Raw genomic sequence first — 15664 nt, 5'->3', positions numbered from 1 at the left:
AATGTTCAGCGCACGCGCTTGAGCGGCGGCTGGGAAGATGCGCCCGCGGGCAGCGGCGCGGTGGCCGTGGCGCAGCGCTCGAGCAGGTTGTCGAAGCCGCGCTCCGCGCGCTCGATCGAGCCCGGCACGCGCAGGAAGCGCGCCTCGTAGTGCAGCGCGAGGATCAGGCCGTGGATTTCGAACGCGATCTGCCGCGCGTCGGCGTCCGGATCGAGGTGGCCTTCGGTCTGCGCCTGCACCACGGCGCGCAGCACGGCCGCCTGCCAGATGCTGACCGACTCGACCAGCGCGTCGCGCACCGGCCCGGGCCGGTCGTCGAACTCGGTGGCGCCGCTGATGTAGATGCAGCCCGAATCGATCTCGACCGAGGTGCGCTTCATCCAGTTGCCGAACATGGCACGCAGGCGCGGCAGCCCGCGCGGCGCCGACAGGGCGGCGTAGAACACTTCCTGCTCGAAGCGCGCGTGGTACTCGCGCACCACAGAGATCTGCAGTTCCTCGCGCGAGCCGAAATGGGCGAACACGCCCGACTTGCTCATCTGCGTGATCTCGGCCACGGCCCCAATCGACAGGCCCTCGAGCCCGATCTGCTGCGCCAGATTGAGCGCGGCATCGACGATCACGGCCTTGGTCTGCTGCCCTTTCTGGGCCGCACGGGTACTTTTGGCGGGAACGGCATCGAGGGACATTGGGCGCAGAATAAAACGAACGGTCGTTCTATTTTGCAGGAGATTGACAGTTCTGCCCAACAAAAAGACCCACCGCGCGGGTGGGTCTTTTGGGTGGAACGCAAAACCGGCGGCTTACAGCTTGAAGCCCACCACGTCCTGCCGCTGCTCGCCCAGCCCCTCGATACCGAGCGTCATGACGTCGCCCTTCTTCAGGAACAGCGGCGGCTTCATGCCCATGCCGACGCCGGGCGGGGTGCCGGTGGTGATCACGTCGCCGGGCATCAGCGTCATGAACTGGCTCACGTAGCTGATGATCTTGGCGACGCCGAACACCATCGTCTTGGTGTTGCCGGTCTGCACGCGCTTGCCGTTGAGGTCGAGCCACATGGCGAGCTTCTGCGGATTGGCCACGTCGTCGCGCGTCACCAGCCAGGGGCCGAGCGGACCGAAGGTGTCGCAACCCTTGCCCTTGTCCCAGGTGCCGCCGCGCTCGATCTGGTACTCGCGCTCGCTCACGTCGTTGATGGTGCAGTAGCCGGCCACGTAGTTCAGCGCATCCTTTTGCGAGACGTAGCGCGCGCGCGTGCCGATGACCACGCCGAGCTCGACCTCCCAGTCGGACTTGACCGAGCCCTTGGGCAGCATGACCGGGTCGTTCGGGCCCTGGATGCAGGTGGTGGCCTTCATGAACACCACTGGCTCCTTCGGCACCGGAAGACCGGATTCGGCCGCGTGGTCGGCAAAGTTGAGGCCGATCGCGATGAACTTGCCGACATTGGCGACCGGGCTGCCGTAGCGCGGCTTGCCCTTGACCAGCGGCAGCTTGTCGGCCTTGAGCTTGCGCAGCTTGGCGATGGCAGCGTCGCCGAGCTGGTCGGGCCCGATGTCCTTGATCACGCCGCTCAGGTCGCGCAGTTGGCCGTTGTCGTCGATGAGGCCGGGCTTTTCCTTGCCGGGGTTGCCGTAGCGCACGAGTTTCATTCGGGAAGTCCTTTCAGTGTGACAAGTGAATCAATAGGTGGCGCGGCCACCGGAGAGGTCGAAGGTAGCACCGGTCGAGAACGCGCAGTCTTCGGTGCACAGCCAGGCCACCATCGACGCGATTTCGGCCGGCGTGCCGAAGCGGCCCATCGGAATTTTCGAGAGCATGAACGCGACGTGCTCGGGCGTCATCTGGTCGAAGATCGCGGTCTTGACCGCGGCCGGCGTGACGCAGTTGACCCGCACACCCGTGTCGGCCAGTTCCTTGCCGAGCGACTTGGTCAGCGCGATCACGCCGGCCTTGCTGGCGCTGTAGGCGCTGGCGTTCGGATTGCCCTCCTTGCCGGCCACCGAGGCGATGTTGACGATGCGCGCCCACGGCCGCTCGCGCAGGTGCGGCACCCACTCGCGGCAGCAGAGAAAAACGCCGTTGAGGTTGACCTCGATCACCTGGCGCCAGGCGTCGACCGGGTAGTCGGCGAGCTTCGAATTCGGGCCGGTGATGCCGGCGCAGTTGACCAGTGCATCGACCGTCGCGCCGGCCTTGCGGCGCGCCAGCGTCGCCTGCACCGCCTGGGCCACGCCCGCGGCATCGGCCACGTCGACGGCGACCGCCACCGCGTTCTCGCCGAGCCGCTGCGCTGCGGCCTCGACGGCCGCCTGGTCGCGATCCCACAGCGTGACGTCGCCGCCCGAAGCCAGCAACCGCTCGGCAATCGCAAAGCCGAGCCCGGTGGCACCCCCGGTGATGACCGCATGCCGGCCGTGGAAGTCGAGCCGATTCATATCGTGATGCCGCCGTCGACCGAGAAGGCCTGGCCGGTGGCGAAGATGGCCTCGTCGCTGGCCAGGAACACCACCACCGGCGCGATTTCGTGCGCCTGCGCGAGCCGGCCCATCGGCTGGCGCGCGATGAAGGCCTGGCGCGCCGCAACCGGGTCGTCGTTGGCATTGATGCGTTCGCCCAGCGACGGTGTATCGACCGTGCCGGGGCACACTGCATTGCAGCGGATGCCCTGCATGACGTAGTCGGCCGCCACGCTCTTGGTCAGGCCCAGCACCGCCGCCTTGGTGGTGCCGTAGACGTTGCGGTTCGGCAGGCCCTTGATGCTGGAGCACACGCTCGCCATGTTGATGATGCTGCCGCCGCCCGCAGCCAGCATGCGTGGCAGCACGGCCTGGATGGCCCAGAACTGCGCGCGCACGTTGAGGCGGAACGCGAAGTCGAGGTCGTCGTCGGTGGCGCTGAGGATCGGGCCGTTGTGCACGACGCCGGCGCAGTTGAACAGCACGTCGACCGCCGGCATGCGGGCCACAAGCGCATGGATCGCGGCCTTGTCGAGCACGTCGAGCACGGCGGTCTGCACGTTCGGCGTGCCGGCGTAGCTTTCGAGCAGCTTGGCGTTGACGTCGGTAGCCCAGACCTGGGCGCCTTCAGAGGCCATGGCGAGCGCGGTTGCGCGGCCGATGCCCTGCCCGGCCGCCGTGATGAGGGCGGTCTTCCCTTTGAGTCTCATGCTGTCTCCTCGATGGAATGGGTGCCGGCGGAATGTTCAGGGTTTCGCCCGATGGTTGCAACGCCGTGCGGATCGTATTCTGAATTGGCCTGACCACTTGTCCAATTCAGGACAACCCTTAACCCCGCCCTTCCCTCTTCCCCGATTCCCCGTGCCGCTGCACTCGATCGCCCCGCAACGCCTCTACCGCCAGATTGCCGACCAGCTGCGCGCACTGATCGGCAAGGGCGAGTTCGTCCCCGGCGCGCGGCTGCCGGCCGAGCGGGATCTGGCGCGCCAGCTCGGCGTGAGCCGGCCCTCGGTACGCGAGGCACTGATCGCGCTCGAGGTCGAGGGCTATGTCGAGGTGCGCACCGGCTCGGGCGTGTATGTGCTTGATCGGCCCCGGCGTGCGGCCGCGCCGGTCGAAGCGACCGAATGGGGCCCGCTCGAACTGATCCGCGCGCGCCGCGTGGTCGAGGGCGAAACCGCAGCACTGGCCGCGCTGCACGGCAAGCGCAAGGATTTCGACGCCATGCAGCGCGCGATCGACACCATGCGCGAAATGGCCGACCGCAACGTGATGCCGCTCGACGGCGACCGGGCGTTTCACCTCGCGATCGTCGAAGCCAGCGGCAACGCGGTGCTGATCGAAACCGTGCAGGGCTTCTGGGACTCGCGCAGAGGCCCGCTGTTCACGCGGCTCGGCGGCTATTTCGAAACCGTGGTGTCGTGGCGCCGCGCGATCGCCGAGCACGAGGCGATCCGCGACGCGATCGTGGCGCGCGACCCCGACGCCGCACGCGCCGCGATGCACGAGCACATGGACAAGTCGCATCAACGCTTCAGCGCGAGCTGGCGCCGGGCTAAGGCGGTTTGAAGCAACCGCCGCTTTCTGCTTTCTTCCCCACCACCACCAACGGAGACAAACAATGAACATCGACAAGCGATCTGCCATCAAGACCCTGGCCGCCTGCGCCATCGCCGTGAGCGCTGCAGGCACCCTGGGCATTGCCAATGCGCAAACCAAGCTGAAGTGGGCGCACGTGTACGAAACGTCCGAACCGTTCCACAAGTACTCCCTGTGGGCGGCCGACGAGATCAAGAAGCGCACCAACGGCAAGTACGAGATCCAGGTGTTCCCGGCCTCGAGCCTGGGCAAGGAGTCGGACATCAACCAGGGCCTGACGCTGGGCACGGTCGACATCGTGCTGACCGGTGCGAGCTTCGCGGGCAACACCTACAAGCCGCTTGCCGTCACCTACTTTCCGTTCATCTTCCGCGATGCCGACCACTTGCTGAAGTACGCGCAGAGCGATGTCTTCAAGGAGCTGGCCAAGGGCTACGACGAGAAGAGCGGCAACCACGTGACCGCCCTCACCTACTACGGCGCGCGCCACGTCACGTCGAGCGCGGCCAGGCCCGTGACCAAGCCGGAAGACATGAAGGGCCTGAAGATCCGCGTGCCCGATGCGCCGGCCTATCTGGCCTTTCCCAAGTCGCTCGGCGCCAACGCCACGCCGATCGCCTTTGCCGAGGTCTACCTTGCCTTGCAGAACGGCACGGTCGACGCCCAGGAAAACCCGCTGCCGACCATCGAAGCCAAGAAGTTCTTCGAGGTGCAGAAGAACATCTCGTTGACCGGCCACATCATCGACTCTTTGCTCACCGTCACCTCGGGCCAGCTCTGGGGCAAGCTGAGCGCGGACGAGAAGAAGATCTTCGGCGATGTGATGCAGGAAGCCGCCGAAAAGACCGGCCGCGAAATCATCGCCTCGGAAGCGCGCCTGACCGAAGAGTTCAAGAAGAAGGGCAACAACATCATCGCGGTCGACAAGAACGCATTCCGCGAAGCCGTGTTGAAGGCCACCAAGCCGACCGACCAGGGCTACCGCCAGCAGGACTACGACCGCATCCTTGCGATCAAATAGCTCGCCCCCAGGCTGCGCGCACTTCGTGTCGCTTCGCCAACCCCCTGCCGGGGGCAACACCTGCGGCCCGGCGGAGCCGGTTCCGCGGTGTTCCACGAAAACTGCTTTGACGAGTGTGCATGACTCAAGAAAAGATCATTGATGACGAGGGCCACTTCCATGTGGAAGATGAGGTCATCGATCTCTCGGACACCATCGCCGAGGGCTGGATCGCGCTGGTGATCTTCTGGCTGCTCGCGCTCACCGTGTTCTACCAGTTCGTCACGCGCTACGTGATGAACGACTCGGCCGCGTGGACCGAAGAGGTGGCGCGCTACATGCTGATCGGCGTGGTGTTCATCGGCGCGGCGATCGGCGTGGCCAAGAACAACCAGATCCAGGTCGACTTCTTCTACCGCCACATGCCGGCTGCAATGGGCCGCTGGCTGTCGCGTGCGGTCGATGTGCTGCGCATCGCGTTCTTCGTCGCGGCGGTGGCCATGACGATCCAGATGATGCTGAAGATCGGCAGCACCACGCGCATGACCATCGTCGACGCGCCGATGAACATCGTCTACGGGCTGTGTGCATTCGGCTTCGCCGCCATGGCGTTTCGCTCGCTCCAGGTCGCGCGCATCCACTGGCGGCGCGGCTACAGCGTGCTGGAGCGTCCCGAATCCACCCTGGCCGACCACTGAGGCACGCGCCCATGCTGAAGATTTTCTTTCTTGTTTTCATGGCCGGCGGCATCCCGGTCGCCATCGCGATGGCCGGCGCCTCGCTGGCCTACATCGCGCTGTCGGACAGCACCCTGCCGCCGTTCGTGGTGATCCACCGCATGGTGAGCGGGATCGACAGCTTTCCGCTGCTCGCAGTTCCGTTTTTCATCCTGGCCGGCAACCTGATGAACAACGCGGGCATCACGACGCGAATCTACAACTTCGCACTGGCGCTGGTGGGCTGGATGAAGGGCGGGCTCGGCCACGTGAACGTGCTGGGCTCGGTGATCTTCGCGGGCATGAGCGGCACCGCCATTGCCGATGCGGCCGGCCTCGGTACGATCGAGATCAAGGCCATGAAGGAGCACGGCTACTCGACCGAGTTCGCGGTCGGCGTGACCGCCGCCTCGGCCACGCTGGGCCCTATCATCCCGCCCAGCCTTCCCTTCGTGATCTACGGAATGATGGCCAACGTGTCGGTCGGCGCGCTGTTCCTCGCGGGCATCCTGCCGGGCGTGATGATGGCGATCCTGATGATGCTGACGGTCGGCTACTACGCCCACAAGAACAAGTGGGGCGGCGACGTCAAGTTCTCGAGCACCCGCTTCTTCAAGGCGATGTGCGAACTGGCGGTGGTGGTCGGCTGGCCGCTGCTGATCTGGCTGCTGGTGGCCAAGCTGGGCACGCCGGCGCAACTCACCGTGTTCGCGGGCCTGGCCAGCCTGTTCGTGCTCGACCGGATCTTCAGGTTCGAGGCCCTGCTGCCGATCATGACGCCGGTGCTGCTGATCGGCGGCATGACGACGGGCCTCTTCACGCCGACCGAAGGCGCGATCGCGGCCTGCGTGTGGGCCATGATCCTGGGCTTTGCCTGGTATCGCACGCTGTCGTGGAAGATGTTCGTCAAGGTGTGTCTCGACACCATCGAAACCACATCGACCGTGTTGTTCATCGTGGCTGCGGCCTCGATCTTCGGCTGGATGCTGACCGCCACCGGCGTCACCACCGACATCGCGGCCTGGGTGCTCGGTTTCACCCGGCAGGCCTGGGTGTTCCTGCTGCTGGCCAACCTCCTGATGCTGTTCGTCGGCTGCTTTCTCGAGCCCACGGCGGCCATCACGATCCTGGTGCCGATCCTGCTGCCGATCGCCACGCAACTGGGTATCGACCCGGTTCATTTCGGCCTCGTGATGGTGCTGAACCTGATGATCGGCCTGCTGCACCCGCCCATGGGCATGGTGCTGTTCGTCCTGGCGCGCGTGGCGGGCCTGAGCTTCGAGCGCACCACCATGGCGATCCTTCCCTGGCTGGTGCCGCTGCTGCTGGCGCTGGTGGTGATCACCTATGTGCCGTCATTGGTACTGTGGTTGCCCAGAATGTTCTTCTAGAAATGACGCACACCCCCAGTCTTCGCGCACTTCGTGTCGCTTCCCCAACCCCCTTGCAGGGTGCAACACCAGCGGCCCGGCAAAGCCGGTTCCACTGTGTTCCCCAGGAGATTCATCCATGACGTCCATGACCCCGTTTATCCGTCTGCACCCAGCCGACGATGTCGTGATCGCGCGCAGCCAGCTGGTCGGCGGCGCGCAAGTCGAAGACATCGCCGTGCGCGGCCTGATTCCCGCCGGCCACAAGGTCGCGACGCATGCGATCGCTGCGGGCGAGCCGGTGCGCCGCTACAACCAGATCATCGGCTTCGCGAGCAGGCCGATCGCCGCTGGCGAGCATGTGCATACGCACAACCTCGACATGGGCCCCGACAAAGGCGACTTTGCTCGCGACTACGCATTCGGCGCCGACGTGAAACCGGCGCCCGTGAAGCGCGAGGCCACTTTCATGGGCATCAAGCGCGCGGATGGCCGCGTGGCCACGCGCAACTACATCGGCGTGCTGACCAGCGTGAATTGCTCGGCCACCGCCGCGCGCGCCATCGCCGACCATTTCTCGCGCAAGACCAACCCATCGGCGCTCGCCGCATTCCCGAACGTCGACGGCATCGTCGCGCTCACGCACGGCACGGGCTGCGGCATGGACACGCAGGGCATGGGCATGCAGATTCTGGAGCGCACGCTCACGGGCTATGCGACACACCCCAACTTTGCCGGCGTGCTGGTGGTGGGCCTCGGCTGCGAGGCCAACCAGATCAAAGCCTGGCTCTCGACCGGCCATCTGGCGGAGGGCGAGAACTTCCGCACCTTCAACATCCAGGACACCGGCGGCACGCGCAAGACGGTCGACAAGGGCATCGCGCTCGTCAACGAGATGCTGCCGCGTGCCAACGCGGTGAAGCGCGAGCCCTGCAGCGCGGCGCACATCACGATCGGGCTGCAGTGCGGCGGCTCGGACGGCTATTCGGGCATCAGCGCGAATCCGGCGCTGGGGGCCGCGGTCGACTTGCTGGTGGCGCATGGCGGCACCGCGATCCTCAGCGAAACCCCGGAGGTCTACGGTGCCGAACATCTGTTGACGCGGCGCGCCGTGAAGCGCGAGGTCGGCCAGAAGCTGGTCGACCGCATCCGCTGGTGGGAGCACTACACCGAGATCAACGAGGGCGAGATGAACAACAACCCCTCGCCGGGCAACAAGGCGGGCGGGCTCACCACCATCCTCGAGAAGTCGCTGGGCGCGGTGGCCAAGGGCGGCACCAGCAACCTCGAAGCCGTGTACGAATACGCAGAGCCCGTGACGGCGCACGGCTTTGTCTACATGGACACGCCGGGCTACGACCCAGTGAGCGCGACCGGCCAGGTGGCCGGCGGCGCCAACGTGATCTGCTTCACCACCGGCCGCGGTTCGGCCTACGGCTGCGCGCCCTCGCCTTCGCTCAAGCTCGCCACCAACTCGGCGTTGTGGAAGCGTCAGGAGGAAGACATGGACATCAACTGCGGCGAGATCGTCGACGGCACGGCGTCGATCCAGGAGATGGGCCAGCGCATCTTCGAGCTGGTGCTCGCCACCGCGTCGGGTGAGGCGTCGAAGAGCGAGAAGCACGGCTACGGCCAGAACGAGTTCGTGCCGTGGCAAGTCGGGGCGGTGATGTAGCTCGCCCCCAGGCTGCGGCGCACTGCGTGTCGCCTTCGCCTTCCCCCGACCGGGGGCAACACCGGCGGCCCGGCAGAGCCGGTTCCGCGGTGTTTCACGAACGGGCCTTGCTGCGCGGCCCTTGCAAACCCTCTGGAGTCCACTGATGCCACAGACACTTTCCGCCACCGTCCTGCGAACGAATTGCGCCCGCATCCTTGAAGCCGCCGGCAGCTCGCCGGCCGAGGCCGGGCAGGTTGCCGGCAATCTCGTGCTGGCCAACCTGAGCGGCCATGACTCGCATGGGGTGGGCATGCTGCCGCGCTATGTCGACGCGGTGGCGGAAGGCGGGCTCACGCCCAACGCGTCGGTCAAGGTCAATGCCGACATTGGCACGATGCTCGCGCTCGACGGTCAGCATGGCTACGGGCAGATCGTCGGCGTGCAGGCCATGGAACTCGGCATCGCGCGCGCAAGGCAGCACGGCAGTTGCATCATGACGCTGTCGGCGGCCCACCACCTCGGCCGCATCGGGCATTTCGCCGAAATGGCGACGGCGCAAGGCCTGGTGTCGATGCACTTCGTCAACGTGCTGTCGCGGCCCGTGGTCGCACCCTGGGGCGGCGGCGACGGACGCTTCGGCACCAACCCGTGTTGTATCGGCATTCCGCTGGCGGGCGCCGAACCGTTCCTGCTCGACTTCGCGACCAGCCGCGTGGCCCAGGGCAAGATGCGCGTGGCCCACAACAAGGGCGAGCGCGTGCCCGACGGCTACCTGATCGACGAGCGCGGCGCGCCGACCAACGACCCCGGTGTGGTCGTCGTGCCGCAAGGCAATGGCCTGTTCGGCGCGCTGATGACCTTCGGCGAGCACAAGGGCTACGGAATGGCGATGGCCTGCGAGCTGCTCGGCGGTGCACTCACTGGCGGCGGCACCTGGCACCGCCCGGCAGACGCTGCACGCACCGTGCTCAACGGCATGCTGACGGTGCTGATCGATCCGGCGAAGCTCGGCATCCAGGCCAGCTTTGCGCAGGAAGCCACGGCCTTCGTCGAATGGTTGCGCGAGAGCCCGCCGGGCGCGGGCTTCGACCACGTGCAGATCGCCGGCGAGCCCGAGCGCGCCGCGCGCGTGGCGCGCGAGCGCGACGGCATCTGGCTGGACGATGCAACGTGGGGCGAGATCGTCGCGGCGGGCGCCAAGGTGGGCGTGGCCATCGCCTGAGGGATGCACACGGTTTTGCATTCGAGTCTGAATCCGGCGTTGTGTTGATCTGAGCGCTGTGCTTGCGGCGCGTCGAGGTTCCGGGGTGCTGAGGTTTCTGGGCGCCAAGGGTGCGGGGCGCTGAGGTGCCGGGGCGGATGGGGCTGACGGGCTCAGGGCCGCGGATGTTTCGGGGCGGGATCAGGGCGGCGGGGCACGCTGCTCCGCGAATGTCCCCCGGCCTGCGGCCTCCTCCTTTATTTCGCTGCGCAGCGTGCCCCACCGCCCTGATCCTGGAAGCCGCGTGACCGTTTCGCGCTGAACACCAAGAGCGTGCCCTGGCCGCTGGTGGTGGGTGGCCCCTGCAGCGAAATAAAGGAGGAGGGCGAAGCCCGGGGGACATTCGCGGAAGGGGCCACCCGCCGCCAGCGGCCCGCCCCAAGCCCCAAGCCCCAAGCCCCAAGCCCCAAGCCCCGAGCCCCGAGCCCCGAGCCCCGAGGTCAGAGGTCAGAGGTCAGAGGTCAGAGGTCAGAGTCGGAGCGCCAACTTCAAGCAGAACGCCGGCTCTGCGACCTGCGGCTCAGTACCAGCGCGATGCCGCCCAGGATCGCCACCGAGGCAGCAGCCAGCCGTGGCGTGATCGCTTCCGACAGGAGCAGCACGCCGCCGAACGCAGCCAGGAGCGGCACCGACAGCTGCACCGTGGCCGCCTGCATGGCCGAAAGACGGGCCAGCGCCGCATACCAGACGACATAGCCGAGGCCTGAAGTCAATGCCCCGGAAGCCACGGCGAGCGCAACGCCGGTCGCGTCTGCATGGGCGCGGGCCACGAAAACAAGGCTCAACGCCAGGGCCAGCGGCACTGCCCGCGTGAAGTTGCGGCCCGTGGCGGCCAACGGGTCAGGCACGCCGCGGCCGCGCAACGAGTACACGCCCCACGCCACGCCCGCGATCGCCATCAGCACGGCACCGAGGAGCGGCGGCGCAGCGACACCCGGCAACACCAGATAGACGAGCCCACCCGCCGCCAGAACGAAACCGAACCATGCAACGGGCCCGAAGCGCTCGCCGGAGCCCAGGCCGGCACCCAGCATCGTGAGCTGCACCGCTCCGAACAGAATCAGCGCGCCCGTGCCCGCGGGCAGGCTGAGGTAGGCGAAAGAGAAGAACGCCACATAGGCGAACAGCATGACGGCGGCGAGCCAGTCGGCACGGCCGGGCGCGGACGGCGGCGCCCTGAACCGCACCACGAGGGCGAGCGTGATCGCACCGGAAACCAGCCTGATGCTGCCGAAGCTGGCCGGATCGATGCCGCCTTGCTGCAACGCGAGCCGGCACAGAAGCGAATTGGCCGCGAACGCCAGCATGGCCGTCGCCGTGAGCGCGAGGGTCTGCAGGCCGGAGCGCCCGCCGCGTGCTTCAGGCATGCGTTGCCACCAGGAAGGCGGCCCAGCCCAGCAACGCGAACCCGAGCGGCGCGCTGAGACGATGGCCCCAGCGAACGTTCTTTTCCATCGCCATGACCGCAGCCAGCAGAAGCATCCAGCCCAGGCTGCCGGTGCCCAGGGCGAACATCAACAGCATCAGCGCCCAGCAGCAGCCGACGCAGAACAAACCGTGGTGCAGGCCCAGCGCGAACGCATGGCGGCCCTGCGCCTGCCCGCGCCAGTGCTCGATGACGAAGCTCAACGGCGTGCGGCACTTCTCCAGGCAGCGGTGCTTGAGACGGCTGAACTGGAAGGCGCCTGCCAGTGCAATGGTCGCGGCACCAATCACCCAGCCATGCCAGGCCAGCGTCGGCGCGCTGGCGAGCAGGGCCAGCACCGCGCTGTGGAGCGCGTGCGCCAGCAGCCCGAAGGCACCCCACACCGCCATGTAGCCCAGCCCCAGCAGCATGAGCAGGCGCACATGGTCCGGGCGGCCCGTGGTCAGCCGGTCGAAGGCGTTGAACAGCGGCAGCGTGGTCGGCAGCATCATGGCCGCCGTCATGAGGATCCACGCTGCGGCGTAAAGCACCATGGGCACGACCACGTCGCCCGCGGGAACGACCCGGCACAGGAAGGCTGCCGGCCCCGAGGCCGTCCAGTCGCCATGTTCGAGATAGCGCCCGTATGGGCTGCGCGCCCAGGCCCACAGCATTGCCCATGCAAGCGCGACCAGCGCCGCAAGAACCGGCAGGAACACGCGACGGTGGCGGGAGACGTTGCGCGGCGGCGAGCCGGCCGCCGGGTTCATGCGTCGAAGACGAAGGTGCTTTGCAGGGCGTTGTGGTTCTTGATGTCGAGGTCGATGCCGAGTGCGGCGTTCTTGGACCGATAGGTCGGCGCCTTGCCGACGAACACCGGCGCGCCCGGAACCGTCGAGAACACGGTGTCGGAAAGGGTGGTCTGGCCGCCGGTCGCACCACGGTAGGGCTCCAGTTCGGCGTAGTAGTCCTTGCCGATCGCCAGCTCGCCCTTGCCTTCGTTCACGGTGAAGCGGATCGAAGCGCGCTCGACCGACACGACCTCACCGATGAGCGCGGCCAGGTCGGCGATCGGGCCGCCGGCCTTCCCGGTGTAGACCTTGAGCAGCGCCTCCTCCTGCGCCTTGGAGGCGTTGTCGTCGACGAAGATCGCCGCCGTCCAGTTGCCTTCCAGGATGTTTCCGGGCACATGCGCCACGGCCGCGATGGTGTTGCCGCCGACATCGAGGCCGTCGATCGTTCCCTTGTCGATGCGCCACGCGACGATCGTGTCGCAGGTGCCGTTGTCAGGATCCTCGCCGATCCAGCAGGGACACAGGACGTTGCAGTTGCATACCTCGAGCAGGCGACCTTCCAGGTGATAGCTCATACGAACCTCCATTCAAGAAGTCACACGAACACGGACTTGTCGCCGCGACCCGGGCGGCAAGGGGGCACCGATCCTACGCTTCGCGCCGGATCAAGTCGAGTAACAGGAACGGGCTCAGAGCATGAGCGCGACCGACGCTTCCAGGTGCTCGGAAGGCGCGCGCCGGAACCCCGAGCGCGCAAAACGCTGGAGCCGCCCGACCACGAAGGCGGTGAGCGCAGAGGCCCGCACCTGCGCATCGACGGTGGGCGTGGCCGAGCCCTCGTCCGACGCGACGCCGCGCAGGGCCTGGCGCAATGTCGATTCGATCTTGTCGAAGAATTGATTCATGCGGCTTTGCAACCGCTCGTTCTCGTAGACCAGCGCATCGCCGACCATCACGCGCGTCATGCCCGGGTTTTTCTCGGCGAACTGCACCACCATCGAAATCACCCTTGCGGCCTGCTCCCGACCCGGCGCATCGCGCTCGGTGATCTGGTTGACCAGGCTGAACACGCTCTGTTCGATGAACTCGATCAAGCCCTCGAACATCTGCGCCTTGCTGGCGAAGTGGCGGTACAGCGCGGCCTCGCTCACCTCCAGCCGCGCCGCCAGCGCGGCCGTGGTCACACGTTCGGCGCCCGGCTGCTCGAGCATGGCCGCCAGCGCCTGCAGAATCTGCACGCGCCGCTCGCCCGGCTTGGGGCGCTTGCGCGTCGCGGCCGGAGCGGCCTCGGCCGGGATGGCATCACCAGGGGCGCTCATCTCTTCGTGCTGCATGATTGTGGCGAAAAAGTGTAATTAAATGATTCTCGCACAGCGTTAGTGAGTGCGTGCCAACATCATTCTGCGCGGGCTCACAGAGAATGAACGACTTCACGAAATGTCTACAGCAACATGAGCCCCAACATCCTGGTCACCGGCGGAGCCGGCTTTATCGGCAGCCACACCTGCGTGGCGCTCGCCGCGGCGGGCTACACGCCCTTGATCCTCGACAACCTGGGGAACAGCGACGTGCGCGTGCTGGAGCGGCTTGCGGCCATCACAGGCGGAACGCCGGCGTTCGTCGAAGGCGACGTGCGCGACCGTGCGCTGCTGGATCGCCTGTTTCGCGAAAACGTCATCTCGGGCGTGATCCATTTCGCCGGCCTCAAGGCGGTCGGCGACTCGGTGGCCGACCCGGTACGCTATTACGACAACAACGTGAACGGCACACTGGTGCTGGCTGCGGCCATGCAGGCGGCTGGCGTGAAGACGCTGATCTTTTCGTCGTCGGCCACCGTGTATGGCGACCCGGAGCGCTCGCCCATTCCCGAAAGCGCGCCGTGCCGGCCCGCCAATCCCTACGGGCATTCGAAGCGCATGGTGGAGCAGGTGCTGACCGATCTGCAGCACGCTCAGCCCGACTGGCGCGTGGCGCTGCTGCGCTACTTCAATCCGGTGGGTGCGCATGAGAGCGGGCTGATCGGCGAACACCCGCAGGGCAAGCCGAACAACCTGATGCCCTACGTCTGCCAGGTTGCGGTGGGTCTGCGCGACCGGCTGGCCGTGCATGGCGGCGACTACCCCACGCCCGACGGCACCGGTGTGCGCGACTATGTGCATGTGATGGATCTGGCCGAGGGCCATGTAGCGGCGCTGCGGCACGCGGCGCGCGCGCCCGGGCTGGTGACGCTGAACCTCGGCACCGGCCAGGGCGCGTCGGTGCTGGACGTCGTCAAGGCGTTCGAGCGCGCCAGCGGACGCGCGATTGCCCATGAGATCGGCCCGCGCCGCCCGGGCGACGTGCCCGCATATTGGGGCGACCCTTCGCTCGCGCAGGCCACGCTCGGCTGGCAGGCCCGCCGCGGGCTGGATCAGATGTGCGCCGACAGCTGGCGCTGGCAGCAGGGAAATCCGAAGGGCTACGAGAGCTGATCAGCGGGCGCGGATCATCGTTCCGTAGGCCTGGTCGGTCAGGATTTCGAGCAGCATCGCGTGCGGGACGCGGCCATCGATGATGTGCACCGCGTTCACGCCGCTCTTGGCCGCGTCGAGCGCGCCTTCGATCTTGGGCAGCATTCCGCCCGAGATGGTGCCGTCGGCGAACAGGTCGTCGATTTCGCGCGCGCTCAGGTTGGTAAGCAGTTTGCCGTTCTTGTCGAGCACGCCCGGCGTGTTGGTCAGCAGCATCAGCTTTTCGGCCTTCAGCACCGTGGCCAGCTTGCCGGCCACCACATCGGCATTGATGTTGTAGCTCTCGTTGTTCTCGCCGAAGCCGATCGGGCTGACTACCGGAATAAAGGCGTCGTCCTGCAAGGCTTTCACCACGCTGGGGTCGATCGCCACGATTTCGCCTACCAGGCCCACGTCGTGGTGCACGTTGGGATCGTTGCGGTCGGCCAGCTTGAGCTTCTGCGCGCGGATCAGGCCGCCGTCGCGCCCGGTCAGGCCCACCGCCTTGCCGCCGGCCTGGTTGATCAGGCCCACGATGTCCTGCTGCACCTCGCCGGCCAGTACCCACTCGACGACTTCCATGGTCTCGTCGTCGGTGACACGCATGCCCTGGATGAAATGGCCCTTCTTGCCGAGCCGGTTGAGCGCCGCCTCGATCTGCGGCCCGCCGCCGTGCACCACCACCGGGTTCATGCCGACCAGCTTGAGCAGCACCACGTCTTCGGCAAAGTCGGCCTGCAGGGCCGGGTCGGTCATCGCGTTGCCGCCGTACTTGATGACGATGGTCTTGCCATGGAACTTGCGGATGTACGGCAGCGCCTGGGCCAGGATTTCGGCCTTGTCGCGCGGCGGGATGTTCAGGACGGGGTCGGTCATGGAGGAAATGGCCCAGGTGAAAGTCGGCGGATTTTGCC

16 protein-coding genes are annotated in these 15664 nt (G+C 66.8%); 7 read left to right on the top strand and 9 right to left on the bottom strand.

Annotated features, from left to right (window positions below; all coding sequences use genetic code 11):
• Window positions 1-5: 5 nt before the first annotated feature.
• The 4 genes from ACSFA8_RS01440 to ACSFA8_RS01425 all read right to left on the bottom strand — a co-directional run bounded on the left by ACSFA8_RS01440 (window position 6) and on the right by ACSFA8_RS01425 (window position 3169).
• The gene (locus tag ACSFA8_RS01440; protein WP_435477745.1) at window positions 6-689 is read right to left on the bottom strand and encodes a TetR/AcrR family transcriptional regulator; all 684 of its coding nucleotides are present in this window, start codon (window positions 687-689) and stop codon (window positions 6-8) included.
• A gap of 114 nt (window positions 690-803) precedes the next feature.
• Window positions 804-1652 (bottom strand): fumarylacetoacetate hydrolase family protein, encoded by an 849-nt coding sequence (locus tag ACSFA8_RS01435; protein WP_286623264.1) that lies wholly within the window; start codon window positions 1650-1652, stop codon window positions 804-806.
• A 30-nt stretch (window positions 1653-1682) separates the two neighbouring features.
• The gene (locus ACSFA8_RS01430; protein WP_435477744.1) at window positions 1683-2438 is read right to left on the bottom strand and encodes an SDR family NAD(P)-dependent oxidoreductase; all 756 of its coding nucleotides are present in this window, start codon (window positions 2436-2438) and stop codon (window positions 1683-1685) included.
• A complete protein-coding gene (locus tag ACSFA8_RS01425; protein WP_435477743.1) occupies window positions 2435-3169 on the bottom strand; it encodes an SDR family oxidoreductase in 735 nt (244 codons plus the stop codon). The genes ACSFA8_RS01430 and ACSFA8_RS01425 overlap by 4 nt, the downstream gene beginning before the upstream one ends.
• A gap of 151 nt (window positions 3170-3320) precedes the next feature.
• Between ACSFA8_RS01425 and ACSFA8_RS01420 the strand changes: the two genes are divergently transcribed.
• The 6 genes from ACSFA8_RS01420 to ACSFA8_RS01395 all read left to right on the top strand — a co-directional run bounded on the left by ACSFA8_RS01420 (window position 3321) and on the right by ACSFA8_RS01395 (window position 10023).
• Entirely contained in the window at window positions 3321-4028 is a 708-nt protein-coding gene (locus tag ACSFA8_RS01420; protein ID WP_435477742.1) for a FadR/GntR family transcriptional regulator, read from the top strand.
• Between the two features lie 52 nt (window positions 4029-4080).
• Window positions 4081-5079, top strand: coding sequence for a sialic acid TRAP transporter substrate-binding protein SiaP (locus tag ACSFA8_RS01415; RefSeq protein WP_435477741.1), 999 nt, complete (start codon window positions 4081-4083; stop codon window positions 5077-5079).
• Between the two features lie 119 nt (window positions 5080-5198).
• A complete protein-coding gene (locus tag ACSFA8_RS01410) occupies window positions 5199-5756 on the top strand; it encodes a TRAP transporter small permease (RefSeq protein WP_435477740.1) in 558 nt (185 codons plus the stop codon).
• Window positions 5757-5767: 11 nt separating this feature from the next.
• Entirely contained in the window at window positions 5768-7165 is a 1398-nt protein-coding gene (locus ACSFA8_RS01405) for a TRAP transporter large permease (RefSeq protein ID WP_435477739.1), read from the top strand.
• 127 nt (window positions 7166-7292) lie between these two features.
• A complete protein-coding gene (locus ACSFA8_RS01400; RefSeq protein ID WP_435478432.1) occupies window positions 7293-8819 on the top strand; it encodes a UxaA family hydrolase in 1527 nt (508 codons plus the stop codon).
• A 145-nt stretch (window positions 8820-8964) separates the two neighbouring features.
• A complete protein-coding gene (locus ACSFA8_RS01395) occupies window positions 8965-10023 on the top strand; it encodes a malate/lactate/ureidoglycolate dehydrogenase (RefSeq protein WP_435477738.1) in 1059 nt (352 codons plus the stop codon).
• Between the two features lie 527 nt (window positions 10024-10550).
• On the opposite strand, the gene ACSFA8_RS01390 is transcribed toward ACSFA8_RS01395, so the two are convergent.
• The 4 genes from ACSFA8_RS01390 to slmA all read right to left on the bottom strand — a co-directional run bounded on the left by ACSFA8_RS01390 (window position 10551) and on the right by slmA (window position 13595).
• Window positions 10551-11429 (bottom strand): DMT family transporter, encoded by an 879-nt coding sequence (locus ACSFA8_RS01390; RefSeq protein ID WP_435477737.1) that lies wholly within the window; start codon window positions 11427-11429, stop codon window positions 10551-10553.
• Window positions 11422-12237 (bottom strand): DUF2182 domain-containing protein, encoded by an 816-nt coding sequence (locus ACSFA8_RS01385; protein ID WP_435477736.1) that lies wholly within the window; start codon window positions 12235-12237, stop codon window positions 11422-11424. Before ACSFA8_RS01385 ends, ACSFA8_RS01390 begins: the two co-directional genes overlap by 8 nt.
• Window positions 12234-12836, bottom strand: coding sequence for a DUF1326 domain-containing protein (locus ACSFA8_RS01380; RefSeq protein WP_435477735.1), 603 nt, complete (start codon window positions 12834-12836; stop codon window positions 12234-12236). Before ACSFA8_RS01380 ends, ACSFA8_RS01385 begins: the two co-directional genes overlap by 4 nt.
• A gap of 114 nt (window positions 12837-12950) precedes the next feature.
• Window positions 12951-13595: a nucleoid occlusion factor SlmA gene (gene slmA, locus ACSFA8_RS01375; RefSeq protein ID WP_435477734.1), complete on the bottom strand. Its 645-nt coding sequence runs from the start codon at window positions 13593-13595 to the stop codon at window positions 12951-12953.
• Window positions 13596-13712: 117 nt separating this feature from the next.
• Here slmA and galE point away from each other — a divergent pair, with 117 nt between their 5' ends.
• Window positions 13713-14732, top strand: coding sequence for a UDP-glucose 4-epimerase GalE (gene galE, locus ACSFA8_RS01370; protein ID WP_435477733.1), 1020 nt, complete (start codon window positions 13713-13715; stop codon window positions 14730-14732).
• Here the strand turns inward: galE and argB are convergent, their stop codons facing one another.
• Window positions 14733-15626, bottom strand: coding sequence for an acetylglutamate kinase (gene argB / locus ACSFA8_RS01365; protein ID WP_435477732.1), 894 nt, complete (start codon window positions 15624-15626; stop codon window positions 14733-14735). It abuts the gene before it with no gap.
• Window positions 15627-15664 lie beyond the last annotated feature (38 nt).

Origin of the sequence: Variovorax nitratireducens, from assembly GCF_051216545.1 — a bacterium.
GTDB lineage: Bacteria > Pseudomonadota > Gammaproteobacteria > Burkholderiales > Burkholderiaceae_C > Variovorax.
The sequence above is the reverse complement of the archived record's forward strand: the minus strand, read 5'-3'. Positions and strand labels throughout refer to the sequence as shown.

Excerpts from the sequence above, each read along its gene's own strand:
- ACSFA8_RS01435 (WP_286623264.1), bottom strand. The coding sequence starts at position 1,652 with ATGAAACTCGTGCGCTACGGCAACCCCGGCAAGGAAAAGCCCGGCCTC.
- ACSFA8_RS01380 (WP_435477735.1), bottom strand. The coding sequence starts at position 12,836 with ATGAGCTATCACCTGGAAGGTCGCCTGCTCGAGGTATGCAACTGCAAC.
- ACSFA8_RS01400 (WP_435478432.1), top strand. The coding sequence starts at position 7,293 with ATGACCCCGTTTATCCGTCTGCACCCAGCCGACGATGTCGTGATCGCG.
- ACSFA8_RS01410 (WP_435477740.1), top strand. The coding sequence starts at position 5,199 with ATGACTCAAGAAAAGATCATTGATGACGAGGGCCACTTCCATGTGGAA.
- ACSFA8_RS01390 (WP_435477737.1), bottom strand. The coding sequence starts at position 11,429 with ATGCCTGAAGCACGCGGCGGGCGCTCCGGCCTGCAGACCCTCGCGCTC.
- galE (WP_435477733.1), top strand. The coding sequence starts at position 13,713 with ATGAGCCCCAACATCCTGGTCACCGGCGGAGCCGGCTTTATCGGCAGC.
- ACSFA8_RS01430 (WP_435477744.1), bottom strand. The coding sequence starts at position 2,438 with ATGAATCGGCTCGACTTCCACGGCCGGCATGCGGTCATCACCGGGGGT.
- ACSFA8_RS01425 (WP_435477743.1), bottom strand. The coding sequence starts at position 3,169 with ATGAGACTCAAAGGGAAGACCGCCCTCATCACGGCGGCCGGGCAGGGC.
- slmA (WP_435477734.1), bottom strand. The coding sequence starts at position 13,595 with ATGCAGCACGAAGAGATGAGCGCCCCTGGTGATGCCATCCCGGCCGAG.
- ACSFA8_RS01385 (WP_435477736.1), bottom strand. The coding sequence starts at position 12,237 with ATGAACCCGGCGGCCGGCTCGCCGCCGCGCAACGTCTCCCGCCACCGT.
- ACSFA8_RS01405 (WP_435477739.1), top strand. The coding sequence starts at position 5,768 with ATGCTGAAGATTTTCTTTCTTGTTTTCATGGCCGGCGGCATCCCGGTC.
- argB (WP_435477732.1), bottom strand. The coding sequence starts at position 15,626 with ATGACCGACCCCGTCCTGAACATCCCGCCGCGCGACAAGGCCGAAATC.
- ACSFA8_RS01415 (WP_435477741.1), top strand. The coding sequence starts at position 4,081 with ATGAACATCGACAAGCGATCTGCCATCAAGACCCTGGCCGCCTGCGCC.
- ACSFA8_RS01395 (WP_435477738.1), top strand. The coding sequence starts at position 8,965 with ATGCCACAGACACTTTCCGCCACCGTCCTGCGAACGAATTGCGCCCGC.
- ACSFA8_RS01440 (WP_435477745.1), bottom strand. The coding sequence starts at position 689 with ATGTCCCTCGATGCCGTTCCCGCCAAAAGTACCCGTGCGGCCCAGAAA.